We start from the raw sequence: 18,041 nt of genomic DNA, 5'->3' as shown, positions 1-18,041 counted from the left end.
CTGAATACAATATCGCTTCTAATAAAAAGTGAAGCTCATTCATATTTGCTTGACTGTATAATTGATAATTTGCTACAATAAAAATCAGATATTTTTATAAATGAGGATTATATTATGCTTACAAATTTTGATAAATCACTATTGAATTTAATTCAACGCAATTTGCCGATTGCACAGCGTCCTTTTTTAGAACTTGCCAATATACTCGGCACTACAGAAGACAATGTAATTGAAAGATTGCGCTATTTAAAAGAACATGGTTATATAAGACGCATCGGACCCTTCTTTGATTCTGGAAAATTGGAATATAAAGGAACGCTCGTTGCCCTTAAAGTAAAAGATGGTTATATGGAAAAAGTAGCACAGTTTATCAATAAATATCCAGGTGCTACGCATAATTATCAGCGTGAAGGAGAATACAATCTCTGGTTTACGCTTTTGACTCATAGTGAAGAAAAGCGCACTCAGATTTTAAATGAAATAAAAGCACAAGAGGGCGTAGAAAAATTGATGAACCTCGTATCAAATAAAAAATATAAGATTAATGTACAGTTTAAATTAAAATAATTAGAAGCGGAGCAAAATATGGATTTATTGGATAAACAGATTATCAGAATTATGCAAGATGAATTTCCTTTAGTGAAAGAACCGTATAAGGAATTTGCCAAAAAACTCAATATTTCAGAAGAAGAATTGTTAAATCGCTTGCGCGTTTATAAACAAGAAGGCAAAATTCGCAAGATGGGCGCAGTTCTTCGCCATGTAGAAGCTGGCTTTAGAGCTAATGCGCTTTGCGCTTGGGTTGTGCCTGCCGACAAAATTGATGAAATAGCACAGAATTTGGCAGCTTGTCCATCTGTTTCACATTGCTATGATAGAAATACGACGCCTGATTGGCCGTACAATGTGTACACAATGATACACGCACATACACGCGAAGAATGTGAAGTCATAGCACAAAAATTGGCAAAGGAAAACAATCTTTCTAAGTATACGATGTTGTATTCTGTAAAAGAATGGAAAAAGACGAGTATGCGCTATTTTGACGAAGCAGAAGATGAATAAAAATTTAGCTTAATTTGTGATAAAATTAGTGGTAAGATTTTTATTAAGGAAATTTTGTATCTTATGGATAATATCTATCGATAAAGCAATCAATGCTTTTTGATGATTTTAATATTAACTTAATTTGAAAGGGTGAATAAAATGATTTCAGAAAAAATGTATGAACTTGGTACTAAAAAATCAACAATTCGTACTATTTTTGAATACGGACGCAAACGCGCGTTAGAAGTAGGTGAGGAGAATATTTACGATTACAGCTTAGGTAATCCAAATGTTCCAGCACCAGATTTTATTAAACAAGCGATAATTGATATCTTAAATGAAATGGACCCTTGTGATGTACATGGCTATACTGTAGCACCAGGCAATCCAAAAGTAAGAGAAATCTTAGCAAAAGATATAAACAATCGTTTTGGCACTCATTTCACAGGCAAAAATCTGTTTATTACCAGTGGTGCAGCCGGTGCAATAACAATTGCTTTTAAAGCATTGAGTGAACCAAATGATGAATTCATCACATTTGCACCGTATTTTCCAGAATACAAATGCTTTGTAGAATCCGTCGGCGCTACTTTAAAAGTAGTACCAGCTAAAATTGATGATTTCCAAATTCAGTTTGACGAATTTGAAAAAATGATAACACCTAATACAAAAGCTATCATAATCAATTCTCCAAATAATCCAAGTGGTGTTGTCTACAGCGAAGCTACTATCAAACAATTAGCTCAAATTTTAACAGATAAATCCAATGAATACGGACATCCAATCTTCTTGATTTCTGATGAACCATATCGTGAAATAGTATATGATGGTGCATTCGTTCCATATATCCCTAATTATTATGCAAATTCTATCGTATGCTATTCTTATAGTAAATCCTTCTCCTTACCTGGTGAACGTATTGGCTATATCGTAGTACCTGATGAAGTTGCAGACTTTGACAAAGTTTATGGTGCAGTAGCTGGTGCAGCTCGTGTACTCACTCATGTAAATGCATCTTCTTTGTTCCAGCTCGTAGTCGCTCGTTGTGCTGGCAAACCTTCCAATATTGCGCCATATGAAGAAAATCGCAATCTCTTATACAATGGTTTGATTGAAGCTGGTTTCAAATGCGTAAAACCAGAAGGGGCATTCTATTTATTCCCTCAATCATTAGAACCAGATGATTATGCTTTCTGCAAAAAAGCGCAGGAATACGATTTATTATTAGTACCAGGCACAGACTTCGGTTGCCCAGGACATTTCAGAGCTTCTTATTGCATTAAACGAGAAACAATCGAAAAATCTTTGCCTATATTTAAGAAATTAGCTCAAGAATATAAAAATAAATAAAGCTAAATAAAAATAAAAGGATATTGTTAATAAAATATAAAGTTATCAACAATATCCTTTTTGTTTTATAAATAATAATAAATGAAAAGAGGGAGACGTATGATAAAAATTAAATTCAAATTAATATGTCTTTTATGTATTATTATGTTAAATAATTTAGTAATATCAGCTAATTGCAATGGTTTAAAAAATTTTTATTGGGGAGAACCAATATCAGAAATACAAAGGACATATAATTTATCGGATATAAGATATTCAATTGATAAGAATACAGTAGTTTATAACGTAGATTTAGTGGAACCATTTTATAATAATATGAAAGAATGGGATTATGATTTGTATTTTTGTAATCAAAAATTATATGGAATAAAAGTGGATTATTCTACTTATGAAAATTTGTCTTATAATGAATTTATAAATGTTATAAGTAAAGATTTAGGAAATCCTTCTTTTAATAATGGAATTGAATGTATTTGGAAAAATGAAGAAAGTACATATATTTTTAAAGATTATGGTGGAATATATAGATTATTTATTTTTAGTACACAATTGCTAAAAGAACATAAGAGAATATCGAGAGATATAAATTATAAATTAAGTTCATCTTCAAGCGTGAAGACAGGAGAGCAGTCATATATCAATCTTAGTTTAAAATATCCATTAGTATATTTAAAAAATAACGAAGTACAGAATAAAATAAATACTGATATTGCTAATTATGTATATAAATTTAAAAATGAATACGATAATGGAGATTTTATTAATGGAAGAATGAGATATGATATTAAATACGAAGATGAAGATTATATTTCAATAATATTATCTTTTTATAAATATACTGGTGGCGTGCATGGTTTTATTCATGGAAAAGCTATTGTATATAGTAAAAAAACAGGTGAAGTAATTCCATTAGAGAATTTTGTTAAAATAAATTCTGCAGATGATTTAAATAATATATTTATTTCTATATACAGTGAAGATATGTTTTTATTGAAAAAACATAGTATTATAAAAAGAGTTAGTAAAGATTACTATCTTGGAGGAGATGGATATATATATTTAATGTATCAACCGTATGAATTAGCAGGTTTTGGTTATGGTTTAACAAATGTTGAAATTAGTGATAAAATAATGGATTATTTTAATAGAAAAAATAAATGAAGACAATAAAAGCCCTATAGATTTTATTCTATAGGGCTTTTGGCATATAGTTATATGATTAATCTTCTTTTAGTTCGTTTTTGGCGGCTAAATCATTTTCACATTTTTCAAGCGCAGTAGAGAATTTGCGCCAGAGGTGTTTTCTGCCTAGTGTGCGGAACAATCCAGCACGGTACATATGGCGGCGAACTTGCGGATTGGCTTCGCAAAGATAGACTTCAATACCGCGTTTTTGCAAATTCTTGATGATTTCATTGAGCATTTTAAGCCCGCTCAAATCGACGAATGGCACACTTTCAAAGCGCAAAATCAAAGATTTCGGGTCTTTATCGATATGGGCAAGAGAACGCTCAAAGGCATTTACAGCACCAAAGAACAACGGCCCTTCAATCGTATAGACGAGCATTTCAGGGTGATGTTCTAATTCTTTTTGAAACTGTGGTTCGATTTCTGTATGGTGGATAGCGTGTACATCAACAGAAAATACCATTTTGCGCATGAATTGCAAAATAGCGAGCACTACGCCGACATTTACGGCAACTACTAAATCAGTGAAGATAGTTAAAAAGAAAGTTATGAGCAGTATTAAAGAGTCTGCACGCGGTGCAACGCGAATTAAGCGAATGAAATTCGGCACATCGCTCATATTGTAAGCCACGACAAATAAGATAGCAGCCATGGAAGCGAGTGGGATATTTTCAGCAAGCGGTGCTAAACAGAACAGCACAAATACGAGAAATACGCAGTGAACTAAACCAGCGAGTGGACTTGTACCACCTTGACGAATGTTCGTAGCAGTACGAGCGATAGCACCAGTAGCAGCGATACCACCGAAAAGCGGACAGATTATATTTGCAAGTCCTTGACCGAATAACTCTTGATTGGAATTGTGCTGATGACCAGTCATGCCGTCAGCCACGACAGCGGATAATAAAGATTCAATAGAGCCGAGCATGGCAATCGTGAAAGCAGGACCGATTAAAGCAAAAACATCAGAAAGAGAGATTTCGGGAATGGTTAAACTTGGCAATCCCTGCGGAATACCACCAAAAGCAGTGCCGATAGTGGCAACGCCTGGGAATTGGAAATAAGACTGAATACAAGTAGCGACAACCATTGCCCAAAGCGGTGTAGGCAATTTTTTCACAAGTGGAATTTTAGGCACGATTAAAATAATCGCAAGGCTGATTAAACTGATGATTAATGTAGGTATATGACTTTGTGGCAATGCTAAAATCATTAAGTAAAGTTTTTCATGGAACATTTCAGCATGTGCGATAGGCGGAAAACCAAAGAAGGATTGCCATTGACCAACCCAAATAGTAACACCAATACCAGCAGTAAAGCCTACGATTACAGGGGCAGGGATAAAGCGAATGACATCACCGAGTTTTGCCAGCGACATTAAAATTAAAATAATACCAGCCATCATAGTGGCGATTTGTAGACCAGCTAAGCCGTATTGCATTAAGATACCGCTGAGCAATACGATAAATGCACCTGTAGGGCCAGCAATCTGCACGCGAGAGCCACCGAAGATGGAAACGAAAAAGGCTGAAATAATAGCAGTGTAAATACCTTGGGCAGGAGATACACCGCTTGCGATAGCGAAAGCCATAGCAAGTGGCATGGCTACGATGCCGACAACGATACCTGCGGAGATATTTTTCCCTAAATGTTCAGACTTAAATAAACCAGCGTTATAAGCTTCTTTTAATGCGATCAACAGTAATTCTCCTTTGATTGAATATTAAATTGTCAATAAAAAACGAAAAAATATGTAAGGTTTAATATTTCATTGCACAGTGGATTTTACAATTTTGTTTTAAAGTACGCAAATTATATTTGCAATATACCATTATAAGTAAAATACCTCCTTTGTAAATTTTTGGATTTATAGATTTATTTAGTGTATCTTGTAAAAAGACACAAGGAATAGTCTAACACTAGAATTAAAAACTAGCAATAAGAAAATAAAAAAAGGAATTAGCAAAATACTAATTCCCGTAAGTTTTTAGCGAAATTTATAACTTGAGATACGCTTTATACATATTGTATGTTTTCGTATCAAAGCAAGAATAAATAATTGTCATATCATAATCTGAATTATTTTTTAGCCAAGTATCAACAGTTGCTATAGCAATTTTTGTAGCATCTTCTAGAGGATAATGGTAAACACCAGTGGAGATTGCAGGAAAAGCTATGGAATGAACATCGTATTTTTTAGCCAAATCGAGCGAATTTTTATAGCAGTTTGCAAGATTTGTAGCATCGCTGTCCTTGCCTGAATAAATCGGCCCAACAGTGTGAATGACATATTTTGCCTTTAATTTATAGCCTTTAGTGATTTTTGCTTCACCAGTATTGCAACCGCCGAGTGTGCGACATTCATTTAAAAGTTCATGCCCTGCTGCGCGGTGAATTGCTCCATCTACGCCACCACCGCCGAGCAGTGTTTTATTAGCAGCATTGACGATAGCATCACAATCAAGTCTTGTAATATCGCCTAAATCAATTTGAATTTTACTCATAAAAACACCTTCAATCATTAATTATTATAAATAAAGTTATATTTTATTTATAAATTATCGTATTGGAATTTTAGAAATAGTGATTTTCGTTTTAGTAAGCCCATTTGCCTTGAGAAAATGAGCAAGCTCCTGCTTGTTTTGCCTGCACATAGCGCCGAGTGTAATCTCAGGGATTAATTTGCTATCCCAAATATGCGATAGACAAAGTTTATGGTAGCTACGGATTTCATTTTTAAACACTGAAAAATGCGTCTGTTCAATGGCGGTATTTTTAAGTGAAGAGTTAAATTTATCATGCAGTAGTTTAAACGTTTCAGGAATTATGATATTTTTGCTCATAGTCAAAAAATCTTTTTTCATCATCAAGGTTTTGGGATAAAACAGCAAGCGAAATTCATGCTCATCAGCAAAATAACTATTTTTAGCGAAGTTCATTAATTTATGGTAAGCGATTATTAAGACGATAAAACCGTATTGTTCAATGTATTTTTGAAAAGACTCGTTATAAGTACGGACTTGCTCTTCAAACAATGTATAAAAACGCGAGCAAATTTGCATGAGTTTATTTAAAATCTCTTCATCGCTGTACAAAATTTTTTCTAGCTCTGTTATGGAAAAATGCGAATAATCCTTAAAGCTGACATTTAATTTATCCATATTGATACCGATACAAACACCGCTATAACCAGCAGCATATCGCTCCCAGTGTGATAAATTGTCTTTTTTATCCGTTAAACTGAGCGAATAGCCATCTGATTTTTTCAGGTATTTTCTTTGTTCAGGCATATGGATATTAAAGCTCTTTTTGAGCAAAGATAGATATTGTTTGAAATTATCATCAGTGGAATTGTCTATAATTTCGTCCATATCCTTGAGCATACGATTTACAGTATAATATCGTTCTGATTTATCGTTAGAAGATTTTAGATTAGTCAGCCAAAGTTCACGGCTGGTTATGATGCTGTATAGTGAATTGATTGATGTGTAGTGATAGAAAATATTTTGCTCATCCATAATTATTACCTCATAAAATCTTATTAATTATAATTATGAGAGCGAAAGAGAGGAAAAGCAATAGTGTATTTGTTTATTTCTTTAATGGTAAAAAACAGATAAGATTATCATAAAATAAGTAAGTATTTTAAATTACAAATAAAATAAGCCCTTACAGAAAAATTGATGTAAGAGCTTTATTAATTATAATAAATTATTTATTTTTATTATACATAGCATAAACTTTGTTTTCAAAATCTTTTTCAGAGTTAGCAAATGAATAAGGTTCATATTCCCCATAGGCAGAAGGTCTACTAATTGTTACTAATTGAATATTGTCATAGCCTATTACAGAAAGGATTTTCTTTTTTAAATCTACTAATTTTTTACCATGATTAGTTTGCAGGGCAATAGAACCAATACTATTAAAATCTTTAGCTATTAGATAACACATAAGATAAAACCTCCTTATAGAATTTGGAAAAATTTTTATAAATATATTAAAGATGAAAAAAGCCAAACATATTTTTACAATACGCTTGGCTTTTTACTTATGAAGAAGAAATGTTAACATTTGAAAGAAAAAATGTTAATAGGTACAAAGAATAATACTCTGTATTTCTTATTATAACACAAAAAAAGAATAAAGTTAAATTGTAATTGTAGGGAAAGTATAATAGCTTATTGGCAAAATGACAATATGAGAGAAGATTTATTGAAAGAAAAGAGCCGTTTGCTACTTAAGAAATAGTCTTTTCATCTTGTAGAGCAATAGATACTCGGTTATGAATGTAGTTTGATTGCTTTCTGTAAGAAAACATAAACAAAATAAAGCCGAAAAGAATAATATCAAATGGATAAGAAAAAGAAATGTTTGTAAATCCATAATTATAGATATAAGATATTAGGATAAAAACAAATAGGGCAATAATGGTTCTATATGAATTGTTTATTTCATATAGAACTTCTATTTTAGAGTCTTTCATAGAAGCGTTTATATAATTAGTATGATTGAAAGGTATTGTAAAATGAATTATTTTTAAAATAGGTTCAATAATTAAAGAACCTATTCGGCTAATACATATACCTATAAAATAGAAGAAGAAAAATTTTAAAACAGTATCATCTGAAATAAGTTTTATATGAAAGAAGATATCCATAAAATAGTAATACATAAATCCAGGAACAAGATTGTTTAATATGTTATATGAGCTAATTTTACTTAAAAGTTTAGACATGGCTACATCTCCTTGATATCAATTTTATTAAAGGCTAAACTTAAACATTCCTCAACAGAATGGTGTTTCTTTGCTTGTAAAAGGATTAAATGGGCAAAAGTTGGATTAAACTTCATGTTATAAGCATTTTTATCGAATAAAAAGCACTTATTATCAATCTGTTTACAGAGAAAAAGATTATATTGTTTTCTGTATAAATAAAATAAATGATAGTCACAAGTTATACAATACAGATTTTTCTCTGTTAATTGATGATTAGCTAGATAGCTAGTTATCAAAAAGTTGTGCCCAATTAATATGGCAACATTAGATAAATCATTAGATGGTATACTGGTAAATTGATAAACCGTATATAGTTGGTTGTGTGTTTTTTTATATTTTTTTTTGTAATAATATATTTTTTTGTAATAATATATATTAGATGTATTAACGAGAGTAAAATAGAGACGAAATACTCGCTCAAAAAATTGTTTTTGAGCGAGTATTTCAGTTTGAGATGATAATGCAGATAATGAAAATAGATAAATGGTCATGATTATTCTCCATAGCTGCCAATGATAGGTGGTATCAGTGAATGGTTTTGGGTGTAATTTTTATCTATAATAGATAAATTACCTAAAATTTTAGTGTTATAAACAATATGACCAGTAGTATCCAATTTATCTGAACCACCATTAGAATTGCCAGTATTGTCCGAAATATAATATTCTACATAATATTTAAAAATATTTTTTTCGAATATTTTTTCAGCCTGTTTAACTTTACCATGATGAGGAAGTTGGATGTAATCATAGTCTGTTACAAGCTTCTCTATAGGAGAAAATGCACAATCTCCTGTGAGCAAAAGTTTTTTTCCGTTTACAGCAACTTCTACAAGTAGGCTTGTAGCATTATAAGGGGATTCTTGATCTACTGTATCACCTTCAGTAGTATCTAAATGTTTGGCTACAGCAGAAATCATGTATTCAAATGATGGACCTACAAGTTTCACATTGGAAGTTATTTGAGGATTGATTTCATAGTAATCCTTTATAGGATACCCAGAAAGTTTAGCGATGTTATCGTATTTATCCAGTATTTGGTTTTTTAGAGAATTGCGTGTTTTACGGTTATCATCGATTTCATCCAAAATTTGGTCAACGTATTTTAAAAGTAATGTTGTTATGATTTTATCAATTTTATCCGCATCTAAAAGAGTTTGTAGACCGTTAAAATGGTCTGAATCGTTATGAGATAAAATAAATGTGGCTTTTGAGTAATTGTGAGTATCCATGTATTTTATGACTTGTTTAGCGTGTTCTTCGTGTCCGCAATCATAAATGATTAGTGTATGATTGGTATTATCATCAATCAAAATGCAATCACCATAGTTAATACGACTATTTTCTGGATAAGTTTTTGAAGAGAGAATACGTATATTCATCAGTAATACCTCCATTATTTTTGATATAATTTTTAAAATTATAAAATCATAATAAATGTATATAATGGTTACATTTATTAATTGATTTTAATGATTTAATTATGATATCATAAAAAGATAGTACAATATTGTAACAATTAGCACTGTTAGTAATCGAGTGCTAATGTATTAATATCATATCACATTGATAAAAGTTTGTCTATCATAAAATTTAAATTTTGTTACCATAATTAACAAAAAAACGAATAAAATAAGAAAAAATGGCTAATTGCGATTGAGATACTTATTTGAGTAACAAAAAGGAAGGATGATAAAATGTTTACATATGTAAATATGAAAAATTTTAAATCTTTTAGTGATACTTGTTTTAATTTACAAAAAAGAAAAGACACACCTAAAAAGATAGCTGTAATTTATGGAGCTAATGGTAGCGGAAAAACAACACTAGTTCATGTTTTTGCTTTATTGAAAAAAACACTAGTAACTATGCGGTCTAGGGATATGTTAAAAGATATTTTTGAAAATAAAATACCAATACCGAAAGGGATACCATTAAAGTCAGAAGTAATATTAGAAGTGATAAAAGATAGATTATCTAATAATGAAATGGAAAGCATTATAGAAGAATATAAGCTAAAAAATTCAAAAGAAAATATGGTTTTAGAATATGGTTTTGTCTTAGACGGCTCTACAGGGAAGTATTATATAGAGATGGATGATACTTCGATAGTAAGAGAAAGATTAGAATATAAAATAAATAAAAAAAGAGGATGCTTATTTGATATAGAAAAAAACTCCATTATGATAAATAACAATGTGTTTCTTACAGAAGAGTTCTCTTTAAATATAAAAAAACAAATAGAAATGTATTGGGGAAAACATACATTGTTATCCATTTTATTTTTTGAAATGGAAGATAAGACGAAAGAATATATTGAAAAAAATGTTTGGGAAAATATCATAAAAATAATAAATTATTTTAAACAAATAAATTACAAGATAAAAAATGATCATAGCGGAGAAAGAATGTCTTTATGTGTAGATACACCAATGTTGTGTGATTTTGAAAGTGGTATTATCAAGAAAAAAGATGTTGCTTTGTTAAATAAATTAGAAAAGGTATTAGATGAAATAATAAGAACTTTGTATACTAATGTTGAAAAAGCATATTATAAAAGAGTAGAGCATGATAATGGTATTGAATATGAATTAATGTTAACAAAGAGAATAAAAGATAATGTATTTGATATAAGTTTTGCTGCTGAATCAACAGGAACACATGAATTATTTGATTTATTACCGTATCTAGTGAAGGCTATAGATAGTAAATTTGTTATAATTGATGAATTTGGAAATGGTATACATGATTTGTTAACAGTAAAATTGATAGAATCTGTTAATAAGTTAATAAAAGGACAACTTATAATTACTACACACAATACGTTATTAATGGATCAAATAGTAATAAAACCAGAAGCATTATATTTTATAATGGTTGATGGTTTTAATAAAAGTATAAAATGTGTAACAGATATTGAAGAAAGATTACATCCTAAGTACAATTATAGAAATAGATATTTAACAAATGATTTATATAAAAATGCGTTACCTAAATTAAATAAATTGAATTTAGATGAATTAGTAGAGTTATACAAGGAAAAATAAAAAAGCCCCGATTGGGGCTTTTTTTATACGAACATTTGCTGTAATAGTCCTTTTTTTATTTGCTTCCAGTGTTCTAGCTGTGCTTTTTGGTTGTCGATTTTGCGGTCAAAGGCTGAAAGAAAGTCAGCGATTTTTGTTTGTTCTTCTAAACAAGGAACAAATAAAAGTATTTCAGAAATATCTTTTTTATTAACAGAAGTAAATGTACTTCCTTGGCTTTTTTTTATTAATTGAAATAAGTTGTATTCTAAGCTATATTTACCAAATAATTTATTACATTTAAAAGAAATAGCAGATAAACCACGACCAATACAGAATTTTTTATTGGCTGTATTTATAGCACCAACAGGAGCTCTTACACTTAATAAAATATCTGTAGGATTTGCAATTTTTTGTGGTTTAGTACACCAATATTTTTCAATAGGATATTTATTAGTAAATTCAGCATTACCTTGTAAAAAAGGAATACCAATTTTTTCATTGTTGATAAATTTACTATCAGGAGATTGTCCCATAGTAATAAGACTAATTTCATCTAAATTTTTCTTTTTCCAGTCTGGATAATTATTGCCGTTTTCATCTTTAAAGCGTACCTTTTGGCTAAAAATTTGTTGTAACAAGCCTTTTTTCTGGTTTTCTAAAGTAGTGATAATGTTTTCTAAATTTGATATTTTTTTATCTACTGTAGAAAGGAAGTTAGCAATTTTCTTTTGTTCCTCTATTTTGGGAAAGGGAATTTTAAAAGATTTTATATCTTGAATACTAACATTAGATTGATTACCAGTACCACCAACAGAAAATCTAAAAAATATGTTTAGAAATGTATTATTTAGTAAGATGTATTTCAAAAAATTAGAGGAAAAATTTGAATTAATTATTTTAAAAACAGCTAATCTTTGATTTAAAAGTAGGTTGGTTTCATCTTTTATTTGATAAGAATATCCAAAATCTTTTTTTCCAAATGTTCCTGTTAGCGTTAGAATAATATCATCTTTTTTAAGTAAATATGGCTTTTCTTTTTGGGAAATAGTATTTAAATAACTAGGATTTTTTTCTAAATTTAAAGTGTTATTATTAATATTCCCCATTTTTATAACTTGATATTTAGCTTTATAATTTAGTAAATTTTCACTTTTAAAGGCGTATCCACCCAATATATTAGTAAATGAATTTAAAGGAACTTTCTGCCATTCATCAGTGAATTCTTTAAATCTTAATTTTGGTACATTCATTATTTTAACCCCAATTCTTGGAAGTATTTATCTAGTTCGATATCAATATCTCTTGCTTCGTTTTGAAGTGCAGTCAATGCGGTAAATTCTGCTTGTAAATTGACTGGTTCTTCTTCTTCAAATGTATCTACATAGCGAGGAATATTGAGATTATAGTCATTTTCTTCTATTTCTGCCATTGGGGCAACATGGGCATATTTATCTACATCTTGGCGTTCTTTATACGTTTTAATGATTTTATCTATATGTTCATCAGTCAATAAATTTTGGTTTTTGCCTTTTTCAAATTCTTTTGAGGCATCAATAAATAAAATATTATCGCTGTTTTCGCCTCGGTTTTTCTTGAAGACGAGAATACAAGTTGGAATACTTGTGCCATAAAATAAGTTGGCAGGCAAGCCGATTACTGCATCGAGTACATTTTGGTTTTTGATTAAAACTTTGCGGATTGCTTCTTCACTGCTACCGCGGAATAATACGCCATGCGGTAAAACTACTGCCATAGTTCCGTCTTCATCTAAGGCATGGAGCATATGGCAGACGAAGGCAAAATCTGCTTTGCTGGCTGGTGCGAGTTTGCCGTATGGGCTAAAGCGTTCATCTTCTAGGTATTCTTTTTTTGCTGACCATTTGGCGGAATATGGCGGATTTGCTACAACTGCACTGAATTTTTTATCCATAAAAGCAGGATTTTCGAGTGTATCGCCGTTCACTATATTGAAATTTTGATACGGGATATTGTGCAAGAGCATATTCATGCGAGCGAGGTTGTAAGTCGTGGCTGTTTTTTCTTGTCCGTAGTAGAAAGTAACGGAAGTTTCTTTGCCGATACGAAGTAGCAAAGAACCACTACCGCAACATGGGTCATAAACGGATAAAAGTTTGTCTTTGCCAAGGCTTACAATGCGGGCTAGAATTTTGGATACTGGTTGCGGTGTGTAGAATTCGCCTGCTTTTTTGCCTGCTGTTTGGGCGAACATACCGATTAAATACTCATAGGCATCGCCTAATACATCAATTTCAGCGTTGTCAAATTCTAATTCTAAATTATCTATGCTGGCTAATACTTTGCCGATAACTTGGCTTCGCTCTTTGACTTCTTTGCCGAGTTTTGTCGATTTTAAATCCATATCATCGAAAAGCCCTTCAAAATCGTGCTGGCTTTCTGTGCCTAATGAGGATTCAGAAATGGCGGCAATCGCCTTATCGAGTTCTTCAATATCGAAAGTGGCTTCATCTTTTAATCTTTGGGTGAAATGGGAAAATAAATACTGTGGCTCGATAAAATAGCCGAGTGAGTCAATTATTGCTTGTTTAAATAAGCTTTGGGTTTCTTCGTCTGCTGTTGTGTAGTAATCTTCAAATGTTGTTTTATCGTATTGTAAGAATTTAGAGGCTTCTTTTTCGACTTTTTCGGATAGATAGCGATAGAAGATTAATCCGAGGATATAGGATTTAAATTCGTATGCTTCCATACTGCCACGCAAGTCATTTGCCATTGCCCAAAGTGTGGCGTGTAATTGGCTTTGTTGATTTTTTTGAATATCTGATGTAGACATAGATTGCTCCTTTGATTATAGATATTTTTGTACGTTGTTTTTGATAAATGTTATAGCGGCATTAGCTATTTTCATTTTTTCTAAGAAAGGTTTTTTGATGAATTTCATGATATTACTTTTATTGGTAATGCCTGTATATTCGTATTCGCTTATTTCATTTTGTAAAACTTCTGTATCGAGTTCATGCTCTTTGGCGAAGTTGTTTATTTCCTTAGTGCGTTCTTGTGTTTCAAAATCGTTGTAGGCATCATCAATCGAGCTATCGGGATTTAATTTCGGCACTACTTCATCGAGGAAGTTTTCAATCAGGTCAATTTTATAGCGAAGTTTCATATCATCGCTGTTTTTTAATTCTTTTTTGATATGATTGATTTCCGTTTGTTGTTTAATTATATCATTTCGTTCGATATTGCGGATTAAGTTCATTATATAAGTGGTATTTATGCGGTCAGTGGCAACGAGTTCTATGCAGAAATCTATATCATTTAATATAGAAGCTTTTTCTTTTGATGTATCGTTTTTAAGATTTTCATAGATTGTAAAATATTTTGATTTATAGTCCATGAAATCCTGTGCACTCATATTCGTGATGTCTTTGTCAAAATCAAATTCAATGAAATTGCTAAGTACATTTTGCAATCGGCTAACTCTGCGAAAAGCTAAGACGAAATCGCGCTGTTCTTCTTCGGTCTGCAAATCGTCGACATTTTGGGCTTTCGGTGCAATCTGTGTCAACTCATTTATAGCGTCTTGCATTTCTTTTAAATAGGAAGCTAAATCGTGCGTTAATACATCATCAATATTATCTGTCTGTGAGAATAAGCGTATAGCATTATCGGTATTTTCTTTTAAATTGCGATAGCAAATGATATTGCCGAATGGTTTTGTCGTGTGTTCTACGCGGTTAGTGCGGGAATACGCTTGAAGCAAATTGTGATATTCGAGATTTTTGTCGATGTAGAGTGTATTTAGTACTTTGGCATCAAAACCAGTCAACATCATGCCGACTACGATTACAATATCGATTTGCGAAGTCTTGATTTTCTTCATTAAATCATTGGCATAGGCAGAAAATGTATTAGTATCGTAATTTGTCTGATACATTTTGTTGTAATCTTGGATTATGCGCTCTAGGGCATCGCGCGAATGCTCATCTTTGAATTCAGCTTCTTCATTTACGCCATAAGTGAAAATGGCGGCTATTTTTAAATCTGTTTTTAAGCTCTTAAAGATATCGTAGTATCTGATTAAATTATCCACGCTGGAAACGGCAAAAAGTGCATTGTATTTGCGGTTATGAGTTTTTATATCGTGGTATTTTACTATATGTTCAGCGATTAATTTTAGGCGAATAGGGTCATCGAATACTTCTTGTTTGTCGATATCTTGAACTTTTGTCGTATCGGTCGGGTCGTATTCGCCGTCAAATGTCTTGATGTATTCCACATTGAAGCCTAATACATTATGGTCAAAGATTGCGTCTTTAATCAGATAAGTGTGTAGGCATTTACCGAAGATATCGGCTGTAGTGCGTCCGTCTTGCGATTTATTTTGCGGAAAACGCGGTGTGCCTGTGAAGCCGAAAATCTGAAGGTGCGGGAATACTTTTTTTATACAATTTAATTGTTTGCCAAAGGTGGAGCGATGACATTCATCAAAGATTATGACGATTTTATCATCAGCGTATTTGGCAAAGATTGATTTGTATTTTGGCGAGCTTGATGCTTTGGCTAATTTTTGAATGGTTGTAACGATTAAATTTTTATGTTTATCAGCTATTTGGCGAGCTAAGACATTTGTGTTATCCGTGGCATCTACGGAGTTTTTTTCAAATTTGTTGAATTCCTGCAAGGTTTGGCGGTCAAGGTCAGAGCGGTCGACTACGAAGAATATTTTTTTAATATTGGAGTTATGGGACAGAATTTGACTGCATTTAAATGAAGTGAGCGTTTTGCCCGAGCCTGTAGTATGCCAGATATAACCGCCTTTATCGGAAGTTAAGGCTTTTTGTATCAGTGCTTTTGTAGCGTACACCTGATAAGGGCGCATAATCATCAAGTTTTTATCACTATCGTTAACTATCATATAATGGATAATCATATCGAGGATTTGCGTCGTGTTTAAAAATTTTTCTGTGAAATCGAATAGATTGGAAATGCGTTTATTCTTGTCATCAGTCCAGAAAAATGTCATTGAATAGAGTGGTTTTGTATCGCTGTTGGCAAAATATTTTGTGTCCACTCCATCGGATATTACAAAAAACTGAATGTAGCGGAATAAACCTTGATAAGAGTGACGGCGATAGCGCAAAATCTGCGAGAATGCTTCTTTTAAATCGCCACCGCGTCTTTTTAATTCGATTTGCACGAGTGGCAAGCCGTTTATCAAAAGCGTAACATCATAGCGATTTTTAAATGTTCCTTTGACACTTATTTGATGAGTTACTTGAAAGATGTTTTTTGCATAATCTTCGGTATTTAATAAAGTCATATAAATTGAAGTATCATCATCGCGCGTCAAAGTGAATTTATCGCGTAAAATTTTTGCTGATTGGTAGATGCTTTTTCCGCCGATTTGAGTCATCAAGCGGTCAAATTCTTTATCTGAAAGGTCTTTGCCATTTAAAGCTTCAGCATTTAATTTATTTATTTGTTGCCTAAAATTTATGAGTAAATCATCTGTATTATTTATATCTACTTTAGTAAAATTTTGCGTAGTTAATGATTGGATTAATTGATTTTCTAATTGTGCTTCACTTTGATATTCCATAAGGAAACCTCCTAAAATATAAACGAGCATAAACAATAGTTAATATTTATTATATCATTTTAATTCATAGATTGAAAAAGATATGTATTTATCGTATTTATTAGAAAAAAATCTTATGATAATGAAGATAAATTATTTATATGTTTACAAAATTACATAAATTTTTAGTGAAAAGTAGTGTTAATCTTGAATTTTTAAGCCATTTATGCTATATTAAAGAACATATTACAATACATTTAAAATATTGTAGTATTTATTTTTATGGTGAAGAGGTAAAACAATGGTAGATATATGGGATATTACTATACCGGAATTTACAGGCGATGAAACTCGCAAATTGTATATTTATCTGCCACGGTCTTATGACAGTGCGCAGGATAAAAGATATCCGGTGCTTTATATGTTTGATGGACAAAATGTTTTCTTTGACAGCGAAGCCACTTATGGCAAATCTTGGGGACTTAAAGATTATTTGGATTTCAATGATGTAGATATGATTGTCGTAGCGCCAGCTTGCAATCAAAATCCAGATAATGGCAGACTCAGAGAATATTCACCGTTTACTTTTAAGGACCCAGATTATGGCACTATCAAGGGATTTGGTAAGGATACAATGGAATGGATTATCAATGAATTAAAACCAGAAATTGATAAGGATTTCAGAACACTTGCTGACAGAGAACATACATTTATTGCAGGCAGTTCCATGGGTGGACTCATGAGTTTATATGCAATAACGGAATATAATCATATATTTTCCAGAGCAGGTATATTTTCACCTTCCATTTGGACGGGCGTTAATAAAGTAGCCAAAATGATTAAAAATGCTGATATGGCACCTGATACGGTAATTTATATGGATTATGGTTCAGAAGAATTCGGCAATCATAAGCATATGTTGCAAAAATTTGCAATGATTTCTTCTGTATTGATGAAAAAGAAGGTTCTTTTAAATACTCGTGTTGTGCCAAACGGTACGCATAGTGAAGCTAGTTGGGAAAGACAAGTTCCGTTTTTCATGAATACGCTTTTCTATAATTTATAAGCAAAATCAATAATGTAAGGATGGAATG

The 18,041-nt window shown here is 31.6% G+C and carries 15 protein-coding genes; 6 read left to right on the top strand and 9 right to left on the bottom strand.

What is annotated here, in order from left to right:
- Window positions 1–114: 114 nt before the first annotated feature.
- The 4 genes from ahbA to CKV65_RS05835 all read left to right on the top strand — a co-directional run bounded on the left by ahbA (window position 115) and on the right by CKV65_RS05835 (window position 3,558).
- Window positions 115–567, top strand: a complete 453-nt coding sequence (gene ahbA, locus CKV65_RS05850) for a siroheme decarboxylase subunit alpha (protein WP_027890102.1) — start codon at window positions 115–117, stop codon at window positions 565–567.
- Window positions 568–585: 18 nt separating this feature from the next.
- Window positions 586–1,065, top strand: a complete 480-nt coding sequence (gene ahbB / locus CKV65_RS05845) for a siroheme decarboxylase subunit beta (RefSeq protein WP_027890101.1) — start codon at window positions 586–588, stop codon at window positions 1,063–1,065.
- 141 nt (window positions 1,066–1,206) lie between these two features.
- A complete protein-coding gene (locus CKV65_RS05840; RefSeq protein ID WP_027890100.1) occupies window positions 1,207–2,397 on the top strand; it encodes a pyridoxal phosphate-dependent aminotransferase in 1,191 nt (396 codons plus the stop codon).
- 99 nt (window positions 2,398–2,496) lie between these two features.
- Window positions 2,497–3,558 (top strand): DUF4163 domain-containing protein, encoded by a 1,062-nt coding sequence (locus CKV65_RS05835; protein ID WP_051177608.1) that lies wholly within the window; start codon window positions 2,497–2,499, stop codon window positions 3,556–3,558.
- 58 nt (window positions 3,559–3,616) lie between these two features.
- Here the strand turns inward: CKV65_RS05835 and CKV65_RS05830 are convergent, their stop codons facing one another.
- The 6 genes from CKV65_RS05830 to CKV65_RS05800 form a co-directional block, all read right to left on the bottom strand.
- Complete coding sequence (locus tag CKV65_RS05830; RefSeq protein WP_027890098.1) at window positions 3,617–5,284, bottom strand: SulP family inorganic anion transporter; 1,668 nt, start codon at window positions 5,282–5,284, stop codon at window positions 3,617–3,619.
- Between the two features lie 298 nt (window positions 5,285–5,582).
- Complete coding sequence (locus CKV65_RS05825) at window positions 5,583–6,089, bottom strand: O-acetyl-ADP-ribose deacetylase (protein WP_095197698.1); 507 nt, start codon at window positions 6,087–6,089, stop codon at window positions 5,583–5,585.
- Between the two features lie 54 nt (window positions 6,090–6,143).
- Window positions 6,144–7,103, bottom strand: a complete 960-nt coding sequence (locus CKV65_RS05820; protein WP_027890096.1) for a DUF2971 domain-containing protein — start codon at window positions 7,101–7,103, stop codon at window positions 6,144–6,146.
- A 193-nt stretch (window positions 7,104–7,296) separates the two neighbouring features.
- The gene (locus CKV65_RS05815) at window positions 7,297–7,536 is read right to left on the bottom strand and encodes a DUF6718 family protein (protein WP_027890095.1); all 240 of its coding nucleotides are present in this window, start codon (window positions 7,534–7,536) and stop codon (window positions 7,297–7,299) included.
- A gap of 286 nt (window positions 7,537–7,822) precedes the next feature.
- Window positions 7,823–8,320 carry a hypothetical protein gene (locus CKV65_RS05810; RefSeq protein WP_027890094.1) on the bottom strand — a complete coding sequence of 166 codons (498 nt, stop codon included), beginning with the start codon at window positions 8,318–8,320 and terminating at the stop codon, window positions 7,823–7,825.
- A 535-nt stretch (window positions 8,321–8,855) separates the two neighbouring features.
- Window positions 8,856–9,758 (bottom strand): ComEC/Rec2 family competence protein, encoded by a 903-nt coding sequence (locus CKV65_RS05800; RefSeq protein ID WP_155909574.1) that lies wholly within the window; start codon window positions 9,756–9,758, stop codon window positions 8,856–8,858.
- Window positions 9,759–10,058: 300 nt separating this feature from the next.
- Between CKV65_RS05800 and CKV65_RS05795 the strand changes: the two genes are divergently transcribed.
- Complete coding sequence (locus tag CKV65_RS05795; RefSeq protein WP_027890091.1) at window positions 10,059–11,408, top strand: AAA family ATPase; 1,350 nt, start codon at window positions 10,059–10,061, stop codon at window positions 11,406–11,408.
- Window positions 11,409–11,431: 23 nt separating this feature from the next.
- Here the strand turns inward: CKV65_RS05795 and CKV65_RS05790 are convergent, their stop codons facing one another.
- The 3 genes from CKV65_RS05790 to CKV65_RS05780 are packed head-to-tail and all read right to left on the bottom strand — an operon-like array spanning window position 11,432 to window position 16,968.
- On the bottom strand, window positions 11,432–12,640 hold the full coding sequence (locus CKV65_RS05790) for a restriction endonuclease subunit S (protein ID WP_051177607.1): 1,209 nt from the start codon (window positions 12,638–12,640) through the stop codon (window positions 11,432–11,434).
- The gene (locus CKV65_RS05785; RefSeq protein ID WP_027890090.1) at window positions 12,640–14,199 is read right to left on the bottom strand and encodes a type I restriction-modification system subunit M; all 1,560 of its coding nucleotides are present in this window, start codon (window positions 14,197–14,199) and stop codon (window positions 12,640–12,642) included. Before CKV65_RS05785 ends, CKV65_RS05790 begins: the two co-directional genes overlap by 1 nt.
- 15 nt (window positions 14,200–14,214) lie before the next feature.
- Window positions 14,215–16,968: a type I restriction endonuclease subunit R gene (locus CKV65_RS05780; RefSeq protein WP_027890089.1), complete on the bottom strand. Its 2,754-nt coding sequence runs from the start codon at window positions 16,966–16,968 to the stop codon at window positions 14,215–14,217.
- Between the two features lie 280 nt (window positions 16,969–17,248).
- Here CKV65_RS05780 and CKV65_RS05775 point away from each other — a divergent pair, with 280 nt between their 5' ends.
- Window positions 17,249–18,013 carry an alpha/beta hydrolase gene (locus CKV65_RS05775; RefSeq protein WP_027890088.1) on the top strand — a complete coding sequence of 255 codons (765 nt, stop codon included), beginning with the start codon at window positions 17,249–17,251 and terminating at the stop codon, window positions 18,011–18,013.
- Window positions 18,014–18,041 lie beyond the last annotated feature (28 nt).

This window comes from Megamonas hypermegale (assembly GCF_900187035.1).
Taxonomy (GTDB): domain Bacteria; phylum Bacillota; class Negativicutes; order Selenomonadales; family Selenomonadaceae; genus Megamonas; species Megamonas hypermegale.
The sequence above is the reverse complement of the archived record's forward strand: the minus strand, read 5'-3'. Positions and strand labels throughout refer to the sequence as shown.